Annotated in this window: 5 protein-coding genes, 1 tRNA gene and 1 pseudogene; 1 reads left to right on the top strand and 6 read right to left on the bottom strand. The window is 69.9% G+C overall.

The annotated features are described in order from the left end of the window. Positions 1-71: 71 nt before the first annotated feature. From IE274_RS31390 to IE274_RS31375, 4 genes are all read right to left on the bottom strand, one after another. On the bottom strand, positions 72-941 hold the full coding sequence (locus tag IE274_RS31390; RefSeq protein ID WP_190119329.1) for a helix-turn-helix domain-containing protein: 870 nt from the start codon (positions 939-941) through the stop codon (positions 72-74). Between the two features lie 268 nt (positions 942-1,209). Continuing rightward, a complete protein-coding gene (locus IE274_RS31385; RefSeq protein ID WP_229909941.1) occupies positions 1,210-3,996 on the bottom strand; it encodes an FtsK/SpoIIIE family DNA translocase in 2,787 nt (928 codons plus the stop codon). A gap of 127 nt (positions 3,997-4,123) precedes the next feature. Next, positions 4,124-4,807 (bottom strand): response regulator, encoded by a 684-nt coding sequence (locus tag IE274_RS31380; protein WP_190119327.1) that lies wholly within the window; start codon positions 4,805-4,807, stop codon positions 4,124-4,126. A gap of 309 nt (positions 4,808-5,116) precedes the next feature. Then, positions 5,117-10,651, bottom strand: coding sequence for a HAMP domain-containing protein (locus IE274_RS31375; protein ID WP_190119326.1), 5,535 nt, complete (start codon positions 10,649-10,651; stop codon positions 5,117-5,119). A 306-nt stretch (positions 10,652-10,957) separates the two neighbouring features. On the opposite strand from IE274_RS31375, the gene IE274_RS31370 reads away from it, so the two are divergent. Further along, a complete protein-coding gene (locus IE274_RS31370; protein WP_190119325.1) occupies positions 10,958-13,576 on the top strand; it encodes a SpoIIE family protein phosphatase in 2,619 nt (872 codons plus the stop codon). A 97-nt stretch (positions 13,577-13,673) separates the two neighbouring features. On the opposite strand, the gene IE274_RS31365 is transcribed toward IE274_RS31370, so the two are convergent. Together IE274_RS31365 and IE274_RS31360 are read right to left on the bottom strand one after the other, a co-directional pair. Beyond that, positions 13,674-13,746 (bottom strand) — tRNA-Thr (locus tag IE274_RS31365). 106 nt (positions 13,747-13,852) lie between these two features. Continuing rightward, a pseudogene (locus IE274_RS31360) lies at positions 13,853-14,539 on the bottom strand (DegT/DnrJ/EryC1/StrS family aminotransferase); the annotation flags it as partial. Positions 14,540-14,626: the final 87 nt, after the last annotated feature.

Raw genomic sequence — 14,626 nt, 5'->3', positions numbered from 1 at the left:
ACTTCGTCCATGCGTCGGCGCCCGCCGCCAGGGTTCCTGGTGATCGCGACAGGCGCTCGGGACGGGACAGGTCAGCCGACTTCCGGGTCACCCTTCGTGTATGTCAGGCGCTCGACCTGGCCCGGTTCGAATTCGTTGTCGACCGGCTTTCCGTTCACGAACAGCTTGATCGCGCCGGCGTCGCCGAGGACGAGGGCGAGCTTCTTGTCGTCCTGGAAGGTCTTGGTCTGGCCCTGCTTGAGCAGGCCGTCGAACAGCTGCCGGCCGTTGTGGTCCTTCACGGAGATCCAGCTGCGGCCGTCGGTGGCGTCGACCTTGACGGTCACCTTGTCCCGGGGCACCCCGGCGACAGCGCTGTCCGAGGGGTCGGGCTTGGGGTCGGCGGGCTTGCTGCCGCTCGGCTTCGGGGCGGCGGCCTTGCTGGGCGTGGAGCCCTCGGCGACCTGCTGGCCGTCGCCGCTGTCGTCGCCGTCGCCGCTGAAGGCGGTGTACCCCACGAAGGCGATCACGGCGGCGATGGCGGCCACCATGGCGGCGGTCCAGTTCGGGCGGCGCGGCTCGGAGCGGATCCGCTCGGCCTCGAACAGCGGCGCGGCCGGGGTCGGCGCGGGCGGCCTGCCGCCGTGGCCCGCGTCGTACCGGGCGACCAGGGGGGCGGGGTCGATGCCGACGGCGCGCGCCAGCGTTCGGATGTGCCCGCGTGCGTACACGTCGCCGCCGCAGCGGGAGAAGTCGTCCTGTTCGATCGCGTGCACGATCGGGATGCGCACCCGGGTGGACGTGCTGATCTCGTCGACGGTCAGTCCCGCGTCCACGCGTGCCTGCCGAAGGACGTGACCGATCGAGGGCGGCTCTTCCGCGGGTCGTTCGGCCGCGGGGCTGTCCTCTGCGAGGCGGTCGTCTGAAGGGTGGTCGTCTTCAGGAGAGTTGCCGATGGACACGGGTGCGCCTTTCGAGCGTGTAGCCACCTGCCGGACATTCAGTCTAGGGGGGCCGAGAAAGGGTGGGGCAACCGGGCGGACGGACTTTGTACGCCATCAGAATGGCCGGACATCCTGATGGTGGGGCACGGGGGTGTTCTTCCCCTCAACTGGACGTGAGCCGAAGAGAAACGGTTGCTTCCGTTCTCGAACGGGTGAGCACGTCCCCGTACGGGTGAACGCCGCCCTCCCGGGGGCGAACCGGCTCCGTACGGGCGAACGGGGTCCGTCAGGAAGCCTCCCCGCGGATCACGGCGAGCACTCCATCCAGCTCATCGGGTTTCACAAGAACGTCACGTGCCTTTGAGCCTTCGCTCGGGCCGACGATGTTCCGCGACTCCATCAGGTCCATCAGCCGCCCCGCCTTGGCGAAGCCGACGCGCAACTTGCGCTGGAGCATCGACGTGGACCCGAACTGGGTGGAGACGACCAGCTCGGCCGCCTGGCACAGCAGGTCGAGGTCGTCGCCGATGTCCTCGTCGATCTCCTTCTTCTGCTTGGTGGCCACGGTGACGTCGTCCCGGAAGACGGGCGCCATCTGGTCCTTGCAGTGCTGGACGACCGCGTGGATCTCGTCCTCGGTGACGAAGGCGCCCTGCATGCGGGTGGGCTTGTTCGCGCCCATCGGCAGGAACAGACCGTCACCCTTGCCGATCAGCTTCTCGGCACCCGGCTGGTCGAGGATGACGCGGCTGTCGGCGAGCGAGGAGGTCGCGAAGGCGAGCCGTGAGGGAACGTTTGCCTTGATCAGGCCGGTCACGACGTCCACGGAGGGCCGCTGCGTGGCGAGCACCAGGTGGATGCCCGCCGCCCGCGCGAGCTGGGTGATGCGCACGATCGAGTCCTCGACGTCACGCGGCGCGACCATCATCAGGTCGGCGAGCTCGTCGACGATCACCAGCAGATACGGGTACGTCTTCAGCTCCCGCTCGCTGCCCTCGGGCGTCTTGAGCTTGCCGTCGCGGATGGCCTGGTTGAAGTCGTCGATGTGCCGGTAGCCGAACGCCGCGAGGTCGTCGTAGCGCAGGTCCATCTCGCGTACGACCCACTGCAGCGCCTCGGCCGCGCGCTTGGGGTTGGTGATGATCGGCGTGATCAGGTGCGGGATGCCCTCGTACGCGGTGAGCTCGACGCGCTTGGGGTCGACGAGGACCATCCGGACGTCCTCAGGCGTCGCTCTTATCATGATCGAAGTGATCAGGCAGTTGATGCAGGACGACTTGCCGGAGCCGGTGGCACCGGCCACCAGGATGTGCGGCATCTTGGCCATGTTGGCCATCACGTAGCCGCCCTCGACGTCCTTGCCGAGCGCCACCAGCATCGGGTGGTCGTCCTCGGCGGCGTCCGCGAGGCGCAGTACGTCACCGACGTTGACCATCTCGCGGTCGGTGTTCGGGATCTCGATGCCGACCGCGGACTTGCCGGGGATGGGCGAGATGATCCGCACGTCCGGGGACGCCACGGCATACGCGATGTTCTTGGCCAGGGCCGTGATCTTCTCGACCTTCACGGCCGGGCCGAGCTCGATCTCGTAGCGAGTGACCGTCGGACCGCGCGTGAAGCCGGTGACGTCCGCGTCGACCTTGAACTCCGAGAACACGTTCGTGAGCGAGTCCACCACCGCGTCGTTGGCGGCGCTGCGGGCCTTGCCGGGGCCGCCGCGCTCCAGGAGGTCGAGCGAGGGCAGCGAGTAGGTGATGTCTCCGGAGAGCTGCAGTTGCTCCGCGCGCGGGGGCAGGTCGCGGTGCGCTTCGGGGGCGGCCTTGGTCAGGTCGGGCACGCCGCCGCCCGCGGCCGCCGGGGGCGGCGTCTTCCGGCCCGCGACGGGGGCCTCGGTCGCGCGGGCCGACGGCACCGGGGCGGACCGCTCCTGCTCGTCCCGGTCCACCGTGACGCCCTGCGTGAGGTCGGCGACCAGCGCCGAGGGCGGCATGCCGTGCATGACGGCGCCGTCGAGTGCCGCGGCCGCGGCGGCCGCCACGTCGACGGCGTCCATGGGGCGGTCGAGGTCGGGGCGCACAGAGGCGCGACGCGGCCTGCGCCGCTTGGACAGCGCCTCCTCCTCCGCCTCGTCGGCCGAGGGCCCCTGCGTGCCACTCCCGGGCTTCCTGCGGCGGCGCGCGGGCAGGGCCTCGCGCCACTGCTCGTCGTAGCGCTCGTCGTCGTCGGAGTACTCGGGGTAGTCGGCGTACTCCCCGTGGTCGCCGTACGCGCCGTCCCGCGCGGGCAGCTCGCCCTCCACCACGCCGAGCCGCACGCCGAGCTGCCGCAGTCGCTGCGGGATGGCGTTGACGGGGGTGGCCGTGACGACGAGCAGCCCGAAGACGGTCAGCAGGACCAGCATCGGTACGGCGAGGACCTCACCCATGGCCTTGTTCAGCGGCGTGGATACGCCCCAGCCGATGAGCCCGCCCGCGTCCCTTATCGCCTGCATGCCGTCGTCGCGCGCGGGCGACCCGCACGCGATGTGCACCTGGCCGAGCACACCGATGACGAGCGCGGACAGGCCGATCACGATGCGGCCATTGGCGTCGATCTTCTCGGGGTGCCGGATGAACCGCACGGCGATGGCCGCGAGCAGTATCGGCACGAGCAGGTCGAGGCGGCCGAAGGCGCCGGTCACCAGCATCTCGACCAGGTCGCCCACGGGGCCGCGCAGATTGGACCAGGTGCCCGCGGCGACGATCAGGGCGAGGCCGAGCAGCAGCAGCGCGATGCCGTCCTTGCGGTGCGCCGGGTCGAGGCTCTTGGCGCCGCGTCCCACGCCGCGGAACATCGCGCCCACCGCGTGCGCGATACCGAGCCAGACGGCGCGCACCACGCGGTAGAGGCCGTTGGTGGGGCTCGGCGCCGGCTTCGGGGCGGGCTTCTTGGCCGCGGCCTTCTTGGCGGGTGCCTTCTTCGCCGCGGGCTTCGCGGGCGCTTTCTTGGCAGCGGCCTTCTTCGCCGGAGCCTTGGTCGGCGCGGCCGCCTTCTTCGCGGGCGTCTTCTTGGCTGCGGGCTGACGTGAGGCCATGGGTGTGAGGTTACCGGGGGAGACGACGGTGGACACGTGTGCCCACTGCTTCACCCGTCTGTGTCGCCCTTGCCGGGGCGGGAAACTGACGGGTGTTCACAGTGGGCGTGTGGGACCTGCGCGCGCGTCAGTTCTGCGAGGGCACCGAAGGGGCGCCGCTGCCGGTGCCCGGCTCCAGTGCGTCAAGAGCCCTGCGCAAACCCGTGAGTTTGCGTTCGAGATGGGCGGCCGTGGCGACGGCGGCGGCGTCCGCCGAGTCGTCGTCGAGCTGTTTGGACAGCGCCTCGGCCTGCTCCTCGACCGCCGCGAGGCGCGCCGACAACTCGGCGAGCAGACCGGCCGGCTCCTTGGCCTCCGCGGCCGCCGCCTTGGCGCCGCCCTCGAGCTGGAGCCGCAGCAGCGCCGCCTGCTCGCGCAGTTGGCAGTTCTTCATGTACAGCTCGACGAACACCGAGACCTTGGCGCGCAGCACCCACGGGTCGAAGGGCTTGGAGATGTAGTCCACGGCACCGGCCGCGTACCCGCGGAAGGTGTGGTGCGGGCCGTGGTTGATGGCGGTGAGGAAGATGATCGGGATGTCCCGGGTCCGCTCCCGCCGCTTGATGTGCGCGGCGGTCTCGAAACCGTCCATTCCTGGCATCTGGACGTCCAGCAGAATGACCGCGAAGTCGTCCGTCAGCAGTGCTTTGAGCGCTTCCTCCCCGGACGATGCCCGCACCAGCGTCTGATCGAGCGCAGAGAGGATGGCCTCCAGCGCCAGCAGATTCTCCGGCCGGTCATCGACCAGGAGGATCTTGGCCTTCTGCACCATGGCCCGCCCTCCTCGCCCCGGCGGTACACCGGGCGCCGCCCCAGAGGACGGCTCCCTTGCGCCGTCCGTCCTTGTGCCGGTCATGGTAGCCGCACCCCGCCTGTCGCCACACCCTGTCACCGCGATGTCACTGTGCACGTAGCAGAAACGCAGCGGCGGACCAGAAGGTTCCCCGAATACCGCGGTTCTACACGACGTCGGCCACACTCTGTCAGCAACTCCGCGTAATGGTGCGGCTTCTTCGCACCGGCCGCGAGCCGCCTTCACGCCGTACCTGAGTCGCGTTCCGGCCGCCCGCGGGCCGCTGGGTCACTCCCGGTGCATCCACTGGTGCATCACCGACAACAGATGATCGGGGTCGACCGGCTTGGTCACGTAGTCCGAGGCTCCGGAGTCGATGGCCTTCTCCCGGTCGCCCTTCATGGCCTTCGCGGTGAGCGCGATGATCGGCAGCCCGGCGAACTGCGGCATGCGGCGGATCGCCGTCGTGGTCGCGTAGCCGTCCATCTCCGGCATCATGATGTCCATCAGGACGACCGTCACGTCGTCGTGCTGCTCCAGGACTTCGATGCCCTCGCGGCCGTTCTCCGCGTACAGCACGGACAGGCCGTGCTGCTCCAGGACGCTCGTGAGCGCGAACACATTGCGGATGTCGTCGTCGACGATGAGCACCTTCTCGCCGCCGAACTGGATGCGCACGCGCGCGGCCGGAGCCTCCTGCCCCGCGCTCTCCTGCCACTGCTCCGGCGTCCCCGCCCCGGCCCCCGGCGCGGACTGCCCCGGCAGCGCCCGCGCCGGACCCGCGGCGGGCGGCGCGCCCCGGCGGCGGCGCCGGAACAGCGCGGCGGGGCCAGGAGCCGCCTGCGGAGCCGTGGCGGAGGGCGGCTGGGACTCCGGGCGCTCGGCCCCGTCCGCGGCGGCCTCAAGGGACTCCAGAGACTCCAGGGACTCCAGTGCGGGCAGTTCGGGGGTCGCGGGCGGCGGCGGGAGCTGGGTGTAGCCCTGCGGCGGCAGTTCGCTGGGGTGCAACGGCAAATACAGCGTGAAGGTCGAGCCGCGCCCCGGTTCGCTCGCCGCGTGGATCTCACCACCCAGCAGCCGCGCGATCTCCCGGCTGATCGACAGGCCGAGGCCCGTGCCGCCGTACTTGCGGCTCGTCGTGCCGTCGGCCTGCTTGAAGGCCTCGAAGATCACCCGCATCTTGCTGGCCGCGATCCCGATGCCGGTGTCGGCCACGGAGAAGGCGATCAGGTCGGCGTCCGCGTCCCGCAGCGACCCGGCTTCGAGGAGCTGCTCCCGGATGGCGTTGGGCACGTCGCTGCTGGCCAGCCGGATGACCAGTTCGACCCCTCCGGAGTCGGTGAACTTCACCGCGTTGGCCAGCAGGTTGCGCAGCACCTGAAGGAGGCGCTGTTCGTCCGTGTGCAGCGTCGCGGACAGCTCCGGCGACACCCGTACGGAGAAGTCGAGGCCCTTCTCCGCAGTCAGCGGGCGGAAAGTGGCCTCTACGTAGTCCACGAGTTGGACGAGCGCGATGCGCGTCGGGCTGACGTCCATCTTGCCCGCCTCGACCTTCGACAGGTCGAGGATGTCGTTGATGAGCTGGAGCAGGTCCGAGCCCGCGCCGTGGATCGTCTCGGCGAACTCCACCTGCTTGGGCGTGAGGTTCGCGTCGGCGTTGTCGGCGAGCAACTTGGCGAGGATCAGCAGGGAGTTGAGCGGGGTGCGCAGCTCGTGCGACATGTTCGCCAGGAACTCGGACTTGTAGCGCATCGAGACCGCGAGCTGTTCGGCGCGCTCCTCGAGGACCTGCCGGGCCTCTTCGATCTCGGTGTTCTTCACCTCGATGTCGCGGTTCTGCTGGGCGAGCAGCGCCGCCTTGTCCTCCAGCTCGGCGTTGGACTCCTGCAGCGCCTTCTGCCGGTTCTCCAACTCCTCGGAGCGCTCGCGCAGTTGCTCGGTGAGCTCCTGCGACTGCTTCAGCAGGATCTCCGTCTTCGTGTTCACGCTGATCGTGTTGACGCTCGTCGCGATCATCTCGGCGATCTGGCTGAGGAAGTCCTTCTGGATGTGTGTGAACGGCTGGAAGGACGCCAGCTCGATGACTCCGAGCACCGTGCCTTCGAAGAGCACCGGCAACACGATGACCTGCGCCGGGGGTGCCTCGCCGAGCCCGGAGGCGATCCGCAGATAGCCGGACGGCGCGTTCTCCACCAGAATCGTGCGCCGCTCCTTGGCAGCGGTGCCGATCAGCGTCTCCCCCGGCCGGAACGACGTCGGCATCGACCCCATCGAATAGCCGTAGCTGCCCAGCATGCGCAGTTCGTACGCGTCCTCGTCACCGCCGAGGTCACTCGCGTCGTCGGTGGGCATGGCCAGGAAGAACGCGCCGTGCTGCGCCGAGACGACCGGCGTCAGCTCGCTCATGATCAGCGAGGCGACGTCCTCCAGGTCGCGGCGGCCCTGCATGAGGCCGGAGATCCGCGCCAGGTTGCCCTTGAGCCAGTCCTGCTCCTTGTTGGCGAGGGTGGTGTCACGGAGGTTCGCGATCATCGTGTTGATGTTGTCCTGGAGGACCTGGATCTCGCCCGCCGCGTCCACGTCGATCTTCAGGTTGAGGTCGCCGCGGGTCACCGCGGTGGCGACGGCCGCGATCGCGCGCACCTGCCGGGTGAGGTTCCCGGCCATCTCGTTCACGGACTCCGTCAGGTCCCGCCAGGTCCCGTCGACGTCCCGCACCCGCGCCTGACCGCCCAGCTGCCCCTCCGTGCCCACCTCGCGGGCGACCCGGGTGACCTGCTCGGCGAACGACGAGAGCTGGTCGACCATCGTGTTGATGGTGGTCTTGAGCTCCAGGATCTCGCCGCGCGCGTCGATGTCGATCTTCTTGGTGAGGTCGCCCTTGGCGATGGCCGTCGTGACCATCGCGATGTTGCGCACCTGACCGGTCAGGTTGGACGCCATCCCGTTCACGGACTCGGTGAGGTCCTTCCACGTACCGGACACGCCCGGAACCCGGGCCTGCCCGCCGAGGATGCCGTCCGTACCCACCTCGCGGGCCACCTTGGTGACCTGGTCGGCGAACGAACTCAGCGTCTTCACCATCGTGTTGAAGGTGTCCGCGAGCTGCGCGACCTCGCCGCGCGCCTCGATCGTCACCGTCTTCGTCAGGTCACCGTTGGCGACGGACGCGGCGACCTGGGAGATGTTGCGCACCTGCATGGTCAGGTTGTTGGCCATCAGGTTGACGTTGTCGCTGAGGTCCTTCCAGATGCCCGTGACGCCGACCACCCGCGCCTGGCCGCCCAGCTTGCCCTCCGTGCCCACCTCACGGGCCACCCGGGTGACCTGCTCCGCGAACGAGGAGAGCTGGTCGACCATCGTGTTCACGGTCGTGACGAGCTCGAGGATCTCGCCCTTGGCGTCGACGGTGATCTTCTTGGACAGGTCCCCCATGGCGACCGCCGTCGTGACCTCGGCGATGTTGCGCACCTGGAGGGTGAGGTTGTTCGCCATCCCGTTCACGGACTGCGTCAGGTCCTTCCACGTACCCGACACACCCTGCACCTCGGCCTGCCCGCCGAGGATGCCGTCCGTACCCACCTCGCGGGACACCCGCGTGACCTGCTCGGCGAAGGCCGACAGCTGGTCCACCATCGTGTTGAGGGTGTTCTTCAGCTCCAGGATCTCGCCCCGGGCGTCCACGTCGATCTTCTGCGACAGATCACCGCGCGCCACCGCCGTCGCGACCTGCGCGATGTTGCGCACCTGGGCCGTGAGGTTCCCCGCCATGCCGTTCACGGAGTCCGTCAGGTCCCGCCACACACCGGCGACACCCGGCACCTGCGCCTGCCCGCCGAGCCGCCCCTCGGTGCCCACTTCCCGCGCCACCCGCGTCACCTGGTCGGCGAACGCGGAGAGCTGGTCCACCATCGTGTTGATGGTGTTCTTCAGCTCCAGGATCTCGCCGCGCGCGTCCACGTCGATCTTCTGCGACAGATCACCGCGGGCCACCGCCGTCGTCACCTGCGCGATCTGACGCACCTGCGAAGTCAGGTTGCCCGCCATGAAGTTGACGGAGTCCGTGAGCTCCTTCCACGTACCGCTGACGCCGTCCACGCGCGCCTGGCCGCCGAGCCGCCCCTCCGTGCCCACGTCCCGCGCCATCCGCGTGACCTGGTCGGCGAACGACGACAGCTGGTCCACCATCGTGTTCACGGTGTTCTTCAGCTGGAGCATCTCTCCGGAGACGTCGACCGTCACCTTCTGGGAGAGGTCGCCGTTGGCCACCGCCGTCGTCACCTGCGCGATGTTGCGCACCTGGCCGGTGAGGTTGCGGAAGGCGGTGTTCACCGAGTCGGTGAGGTCCTTCCACGTCCCCGCCGCGCCCGGCACCTGCGCCTGCCCGCCCAGCTCGCCCTCGACACCGACCTCCCGCGCCACGCGCGTCACTTCGGCGCCGAACGACGACAGCTGGTCCACCATCGTGTTGACGGTGTTCTTCAACTCCAGCATCTCGCCCGCGACGTCGACGGTGACCTTCTGGGACAGGTCGCCGTTGGCCACCGCCGTCGTCACCTGCGCGATGTCCCGCACCTGCGTCGTCAGGTTCCGGAAGACCGTGTTGACGGAGTCGGTCAGGTCCTTCCACGTCCCCGCCGCGCCCGGCACATTGGCCTGCCCGCCGAGCTGCCCCTCCGCGCCGACCTCGTTGGCGACGCGCGTGACCTCGTCCGCGAAGGTGCGCAGCGTCTCCGTCATCTGGTTGATGGTCTCGGCGAGCTGGGCCACCTCGCCGCGCGCGCTCACCCGCACCTTCTGCGACAGATCACCGTTCGCGACGGCCGTCGTGACCTGGGCGATGCCCCGCACCTGCGCGGTCAGGTTGCCCGCCATCAGGTTCACCGAGTCGGTGAGGTCCTTCCACACCCCCGCGACGCCCGGCACCTGCGCCTGCCCGCCGAGCTCGCCCTCCGTGCCGACCTCACGCGCGACCCGGGTCACCTCGGAGGAGAACGAGGAGAGCTGGTCCACCATCGTGTTGACGGTGTTCTTCAGCTCCAGCATCTCGCCGGCCACGTGCACCGTGACCTTGCGCGACAGATCACCCTTGGCCACGGCGGTCGTCACCAGCGCGATGTCGCGCACCTGCGCCGTCAACCGGTACGCCATCGTGTTCACCGAGTCCGTGAGATCCTTCCACGAACCGGACATACCGCGCAATCGGGCCTGCCCGCCCAGCTTGCCCTCCGTGCCCACCTCGCTGGCCACCCGCGTGACCTCGTCAGTGAACGTGGACAACTGGTCGACCAGGTTGTTGACCGTGCGCCCGACCTTCAGGAACTCACCGCGCAGCGGATGGCCGTTGCCCTCGTCCGCCTCCGCGCGCAGCTCCATGCGCTGCTCCAGGTCACCCTCGGCGACCGCGGACAGCACTCGGCCGACCTCGGAGACAGGCCGTACGAGATCCTCCACGAGCGCGTTGGAGGCGTCGATCGCCGACGCCCAGGAGCCCTCCAGGGCGCCGCCCCGCAGCCGCTCTGTGAGCTTTCCCTCACGCCCCACCGTGCGCCGCACCCGCGACAGCTCACCGGTGAGGTGGAGGTTGCGGTCGGCGACCTCGTTGTAGACGGCGGCGATCTGCGACATCACGTCGTCGCCCGACACCGTCAGGCGCTTGCGGAAGTTCCCGTCTCGCATCGCCTCCAGGGCGACGAGCAGCTTGTTGAGGGCCGCGGCGTCCACCGTGGCCGTCGTCCCGTTCCGCGGCTTGCGCTGACTGCTCAGGGACCGTCCGTCTTTCGCGCGCGTCTGAGTGGCACGCGTCGATGCGCCAGACTCCACTGTGTCCCTCCCGCAAGGGTCGACCGTACTGCTGGGGCTCCATCTGGAAGCCTGTCCAGTGTTTCACCATGGCCGAACCAGGCCATAACAGTTCGGCAGCTTCGCACACCGTCCGCACACCCTCCGGGCGGAAACACTGGCGACCGGCATCAGCTTGGACGGCGAAGGTAAGTAACCTGGCATTCGGCTGTCCAACCACCCCGGTCCTGCCCGGCCTGGGCGGTGGCACACATAAACAGCGGGCATCGGAGGGGCGGCCGCACCATGGGACTGCAGATTCCCGGGGGACAACGGACGAGGAGTTCTGTGATCACCGCGCGCGCGGCTGCGACTTTCGAACCCGTCGGGCGTTCCGTCGCGACGGCCCGTTCGTTCGTCAGAGACACCCTCCAGGGCTGGGGGTTCTCCGACATCGTCGACGACGCGGTCGTACTGACCAGTGAACTCGTCACGAACGCCGTCGTGCACGCGGGCACCGCCGCCGACGTCCTGTGCCTGCGCACCGAGGACGCCGTCCGCATCGAGGTCTCCGACCACTACCCCGAACGCGAGATCCCCCTCCAGAACTCCCCCGCGACCATGGGCAGCCCCGACCGCGAGGGCGGCCGCGGCCTCCAGCTCTGCGCCGCGCTCGCCACCCGCTGGGGCGTCGACTACACCCCGACCCACAAGCAGGTCTGGTTCCAACTCAACCTGCCCGACCGCCCCGTGGGCACCCGCGCCGCGGGCCCCGTGCTCCCCGCCGACCTCCTCCCGATCACCGACGGGCGCGTCCGCGTCGCCGTCGTCCAGATCGACCGCGCGGGCGCCATCTCCGCGTGGAACGAGGACGCCGAGGAACTCTTCGGGTACGTCGCCGAGCAGGTCACCGGCAAACCCCTCACCGACTTCGCCGCCTGGCCGCACACTCCCGGCACCAGCACCGGCATCGTCGACGCCCTCCAGCTCTCCCGCTGGGAGGGCAGCTACGGCATCCGCGACTCCAGCGGCCGCGTCATCCCCGTCTACGCCTCCCACCTGCGCGTCCGCGACACCGACGGCGAGCCCTCCACGGTCTGCCTGCTCGTCCGCGACGACGAGCGCGCCGTCCTGCAGACCCCGCTGCGCGGCCCCTCCCCCGAGTCCGGCACCCTCAGCGAGCCGCGCGCCACCGACCCCTTCGAGGTCTTCATCGGCTCGCCCGCGCCGGAGGACCTCGACGGCCTCCTCCAGCGCACGGTCGAGCGCGCCCGCGACATGCTCGACGGCGACGCGGCCTTCCTGCTCCTGGCCACGGACGACGAGACGGAGCTGGAGGTCCGCGCCTCCACCGGCCTGCCCTCGGCCCGCCAGCGCTTCGCCCGCGTCCCCGTGGAGGCGGGCCCGGGCCGCTACGGCTCCGCGCGCCTGCCGGCCGTCCACGAGGACCTCACGGTGGTGCCGGGCGCCGTCCCGCTGCTCAACAGCACCGGCATGCGCTCCGTCGTCACCGTCCCGCTGAAGGTCGAGGGCCGCCTCACGGGCTCGCTCGGCGTCGCCGCCGAGGCCCCCGACCGGTACTCGAACGAAGAGGCCCTGCGCCTGCAGTTCGCCGCCGACCGCATCGCCCTCGCCGTCGAGTCGGCCCGTCTCGGCGAGCTGGAGCGCCTGCGCCGCGGCTCCCTCTCCTTCCTCGTGGAGGCCTCCGACCTGCTCGCGGGCACGCTCGACCGCGACCAGACCCTGGCCCTGATGGCCCAGATGACCGTCCCCACGCTCGCCACCTGGTGCGCCGTCTACACGATCGCCGACCAGGCCTCGGAGCCGTACCTCTCGTACGTCCTGCACGAGGACGAGGAACGCATCGACGGCCTCAAGGCCCTCCTCACGAAGGTCGCCCCGCCGGACCCGGTCCCGACCCCTGGCGCCCGCGTCTGGACGGCCCCCTCCGAGGCCGCGCACCAGGCGGCCCTGCGCACGTCGATGCGCAACCTCGGCCTCGGCGAGCCGATGGCGATCGGCGCGGGCATCGGCACGACGCTGTCGACGGCCTCCGCGGTGGGCGGCGAGACCGTGGTCCTGCCCCTGGTCGCCCGCAACCGCGTCATCGGCATGCTGGTGCTCGGCAAGCCGTCCGACGAGCACTTCCGCCAGGAGATCCTGGAGCTCGCCGAGGACCTCTCCCGCCGTGCCGCGCTGGCCCTCGACAACGCCCGCCTGTACTCGGAGCGCATGGCGATCAGCCAGTCCCTCCAGCGCAGCCTGCTCCCGCCCGGCCTGCCGCAGGTCCCGGGCGTGGAAGTGGAGGTCATCTACCGCGCGGCCGGCGAGGGCAACGAGGTCGGCGGCGACTTCTACGACCTGTTCCCGATCCGCGACGGCGCGTACGGCTTCGCGATCGGCGACGTGTGCGGCACGGGCCCGGAGGCGGCCGCGGTCACGGGCCTGGCCCGGCACGCGCTGCGTCTCCTTGCCCGCGAGGGCTTCGGCGGCCCCGCGGTCCTGGAGCGCCTGAACGCCGCGATCCTCGACGAGGGCGCCCGCAGCCGCTTCCTCACGCTCCTGTACGGCGAGTTGTGGCCCCAGGAGGACGGCTCGGCGGTCCTGAAGATCGTCTGCGCCGGCCATCCGCTGCCGCTGCGCCTGCGCCAGGACGGCACAGTCGAGCCGTACGCGGAGCCGCAGCCCCTCCTCGGCGTCATGGACGACCTGGAGCTGTACGAGCAGACGGTGACACTCGATCCCGGCGACGTCCTGCTGTGCGTCACGGACGGCGTGACGGAGCGCCGCGAGGGCACGCGCATGCTGGGTGACGACGGTCTCGCCGACGTCCTCACGACGTGCACGGGTCTCACGGCGGGCGCGGTGGCGGCCCGCATCATGCGCGCGGTGGAGCGCTTCGCGTCGGACGCCCCGTCGGACGACATGGCGATCCTGGCGATGCGCGTCCCGGGCCTCGACGACTGAGCGACAACGGCCCCCTTCTACTGAGGGGCACACAACAAAGAAGGCCACCGTCCCCAGGACGGTGGCCTTCTCTCTTACTTCCTTCGATCAATCTCTGAGCCCCCAAGCGGAATCGAACCGCTGACCTTCTCCTTACCATGGAGACGCTCTACCGACTGAGCTATAGGGGCCAGTTGCGTTCTGCGCGGTTTCCCGCGCGGCAACGGAATAGATCATACCCGAACATCGAGCGCCTCAGAACCGCCGACTTCTGAGGCACGAAGAACGCGGCCGGATTCAGAAAGCGGGCTGGAGCAGTCCACCGAGCGCGTTGCACGCCGACACCATCCGCTGGAGTTCGCGCCGCGTCAACGAGGCCTCCACAGGCAGCGTCAGCGTCTCATCGGCAGCCCGCTCGGTCTCCGGCAGCTCCACGTCCCGCCAGTACTTCGGCGTCCGGTGCAGCGGCGTCTTCACGGGTACGTGGCAGTCAACTCCCCTGGCCCGTACGGCCCGCGCGAACGCGTCGCGGTCCGGCCGCCCGTTCCCGGGCACCCGCACGACGTACTGGTGGCTGTGGGCGGCGCTCCCGGCCGGCGTTATCACTCCGTTGAGGCGCCCGTTCAGATACGAGGCGTACGCCTGCCGCTGAGCGAGCCCGGCACGCGGCGCGTCCGGCTCCGTGTGTTCGAGTACGAGGAGCGCGTGCCGCTGTCCGACGCGGTGCAGCCCGGTGATGTCCGCCTGGTTGCCGAAGCGGTGTACGGCGACCACGGCGGCGGTGCGGGGGGTGACGACGGCGTCGACCGCCTCGGGGTCGAGGCAGTACGTCCGAGGGTCGATGTCCGCGAACACGGGCATGGCGCCCGCGAGCACGGCGGCCTCGGCCACTTCGGCGTTCCCGTAGGCGGGGACGATGACCTCGTCCCCGCTGCCGACTCCTGCGGCTCGCAGCATCGCAAGTGTTCCCATGTCTGCGGATGTTGGTCGCGCAACGTGAACGGGGAGTAACGCGCAACAAAAAAGAGCTGGTCCCTGAACCGAAGTTCAGGGACCAGCTCTCTATCAAAT

Origin of the sequence: Streptomyces flavofungini, from assembly GCF_014650815.1 — a bacterium.
GTDB classification, from domain to species: domain Bacteria; phylum Actinomycetota; class Actinomycetes; order Streptomycetales; family Streptomycetaceae; genus Streptomyces; species Streptomyces flavofungini.
The sequence above is the reverse complement of the archived record's forward strand: the minus strand, read 5'-3'. Positions and strand labels throughout refer to the sequence as shown.